General features: G+C 59.2%; 2 protein-coding genes. Both read left to right on the forward strand.

Annotated elements, in window-relative coordinates; translation table 11 throughout:
* Positions 1 to 1,848, forward strand: a 1,848-nt coding sequence (locus AC1DVF_RS28860; protein WP_477783581.1) for a VirB4 family type IV secretion/conjugal transfer ATPase, incomplete at its 5' end; no start/stop codon positions are given.
* Between the two features lie 38 nt (positions 1,849 to 1,886).
* Positions 1,887 to 2,681: a hypothetical protein gene (locus tag AC1DVF_RS28865; RefSeq protein ID WP_477783582.1), complete on the forward strand. Its 795-nt coding sequence runs from the start codon at positions 1,887 to 1,889 to the stop codon at positions 2,679 to 2,681.
* The last annotated feature ends 188 nt before the right edge of the window (positions 2,682 to 2,869 follow it).

Consider the following 2,869-nt stretch of genomic DNA (forward strand, 5'->3'; position numbering starts at 1 on the left):
GTGTACGACTACCTCCCCGTCAGCCGCCAGCGTTTCTCGGCGAAGACCGGCGACTTCGTGCTGACGACGCCTAACGGCGTCAATCATTTCGGCGCGATCCTCAACCTCAAGGAATACGTGGATGCCACGTACCCGGGCATCCTCAACGGCCTGAAGTTCCTCGATTTCGAGTACGTCATCACCCACTCGTTCACGCCCATGGGGCRCCAGGACGCACTCAAGGCGCTCGACCGCACCAAGGGCATGATGGTGTCCTCCGGCGACAAAGCCGTGAGCCAAATCATCGAGCTCGACCACGCCATGGACCAGCTCGCGTCCGGCAACTTCGTCCTGGGTGAGTATCATTTCACCATCGCGATCTATGCGCCAAGCCAGGAAGCGCTGTCGCAGCAGATCGCCACGACCCGCGCCGAACTATCCAACGCAGGCTTCGTGACGGTGAAGGAAGACCTCGCGGTCACATCAGCCTTCTATGCCCAGTTCCCTGGCAACTGGAAGTACCGCACGCGCCTGGCCAACGTCAGCTCGCTCAACTTCCTCGGTCTGTCGCCGCTGCATAACTTCGCGACCGGCAAGAAGGACCAGAATCCCTGGGGCGACTGCGTCACCACGTTGCAGACGACGAACGGCCAGCCGTACTACTTCAACTTCCACGCCACCCACCCCGCCGAAAACTCGCTGGGTGAGAAGGCCATCGCCAACACCATGGTCATCGGCAAATCCGGTACCGGTAAGACGGCGCTGATCAACTTCCTGCTCAGCCAGGTACAGAAGCTCGACCCGGCTCCGACGATCTTCTTCTTTGACAAGGATCGGGGCGCGGAAATCTTCGTTCGTGCCTGCGGCGGCAACTATCTCGCCCTGGAGAACGGCAAGCCCACCGGCTTCAACCCGTTCCAGTGCGAGCGCACTGAAGAGAACGTGCAGTTCCTCGGCAACCTGATCAAGGTATTGGCCGGCAAGAGCATCTACAGCTCGCGCGAGGAAGAAGACATCTTCCGCGCCGTCGAAAGCATGCTCGACACGCCGATGCACCTGCGCAACATGACCAACTTCCAGAAGAGTTTGCCGAACCTTGGCGACGATGGCATCTTCATCCGTATGCGCAAGTGGACGGCAGGCAACGCGCTGGGCTGGGTCTTCGACAATCCTCGTGACACCGTCGACCTCAGCAAAGCCAACATCATCGGCTTCGACTATACGGACATCATCGACAACCCCGAAGTCCGCGCCCCGGTCATCAACTACCTCCTGCACCGTCTGGAAGAGTTGATCGACGGCCGCCGCCTGATCTACGTCATGGACGAATTCTGGAAGATCCTCGACGGCAAGGGTGGCCTGAAGGAATTCGCAAAGAACAAGCAGAAGACCATTCGCAAGCAGAACGGCATGGGCATCTTCGCCACCCAGAGCCCCGAGGACGCGTTGGCCAGCGATATCGCCTCCGCCCTAGTGGAGCAGACCGCGACCATGATTCTCCTGCCCAACCCCAACGCCAGCCGCGAAGACTATGTCGAAGGCCTGAAGCTGACTGACGCCGAGTACAACGTGGTCGTCAGCCTCGACGAGCGCTCGCGCTGCTTCCTGGTCAAGCAGGGCCACGGGTCCGCCGTCTGCCAGCTCAACCTGCGCGGCATGGACGACGCCCTCGCGGTGATCTCCGCCTCGACTGACAACATCGAGATCATGCACGAGGTGCTGCAGGTGCGGGCTGAGGCCGAAGGCGTCTCAACCGATGATCTGCGGCCTGAGCAATGGCTCGAAACCTTCTACGAGAACCGCAAAGGCAGTGGCACTGGCGGATCGTCGCCACGGCCCACACCGAACTCTTCAAGGCGCGCCGCATGAACGCGCCCGTGTCAAACTCGAAAACGGACGCTCACACAATGAAATCGAAGATGCATTTGCGGAAGTCCCTCACCGCGTCGATATTCAAGGTCCTCGTCGCTACTGGCATGACCCTGGCGGTAGGCTCTTACTCTCAACCGACCCAGGCTCAGTGGTTCACTCAGGACAACTCGGCCATCCTGAAGGCAGTCAAGGAATACGCGGAACAGGCAAAGCGCTGGGCACAGACCATGCAGCAGTACGGGGCAACTGTGCAGCATTACGCCGCTCAGGTTCAGTTCTGGCAGCAGCAGCTGATCAAGCTTCAGAGCCTCAGCTTCGAGTCGTTCGCGCTGCAGAACCAGTTCCACAAAATCCCAGACGACTACGGCATCAATGACGAGTGCCYGGGCGTAAGTGGAGGCCTCGCCGGCGACATCACCACTGCGCTGCAGGCGTTCATACCGAACATGGGAGGCGATGTCGTGAAGCAGCAACGCCAACTCTGCCAGCTCATCGTCATGACCAAGAACCGAAAGTACAACATGACGGTCGATTATCTCCTTTCCGTTTCAACGGCGACCAAGGACCTCGCACACATTGGCCAGGATCGCCAAACAGGCGTTGGCGAAGACCCCGGCAAGCTCCAGGCGATCATTGACGACACGAATCGTTATGCGGCCAACCTGGATACGGCCGAGAAGACCTGGAAGACCGACATGGAGCAGTCAGACGCGCAGATACAGATGCTGCTGCAAATGCAGTCGAATCTGTCTCGTCGAGCCATGAATGGTCAACCGAGCCCTCTCGGCACCCTCGTCAATGTGGCTGCCATGAAGGCGGCTTTCCAATAAGTACGATTCGAAAAGGAGCGAGCCAACCGGTTCGCACTTCGCGGCAGGCACCCCCTGCCCGGCACTGGAAATAGGCAAACATGCCAAATATTGCGGATTACGTTTACTACCGTCTTGTCTACGATTATCTCAACGACAAGATCCACGACTTCGGCATGGACCTCATGCACCGGATGATGACCTGGGCC

This window comes from Pseudomonas sp. P4_D7, assembly GCF_056401755.1.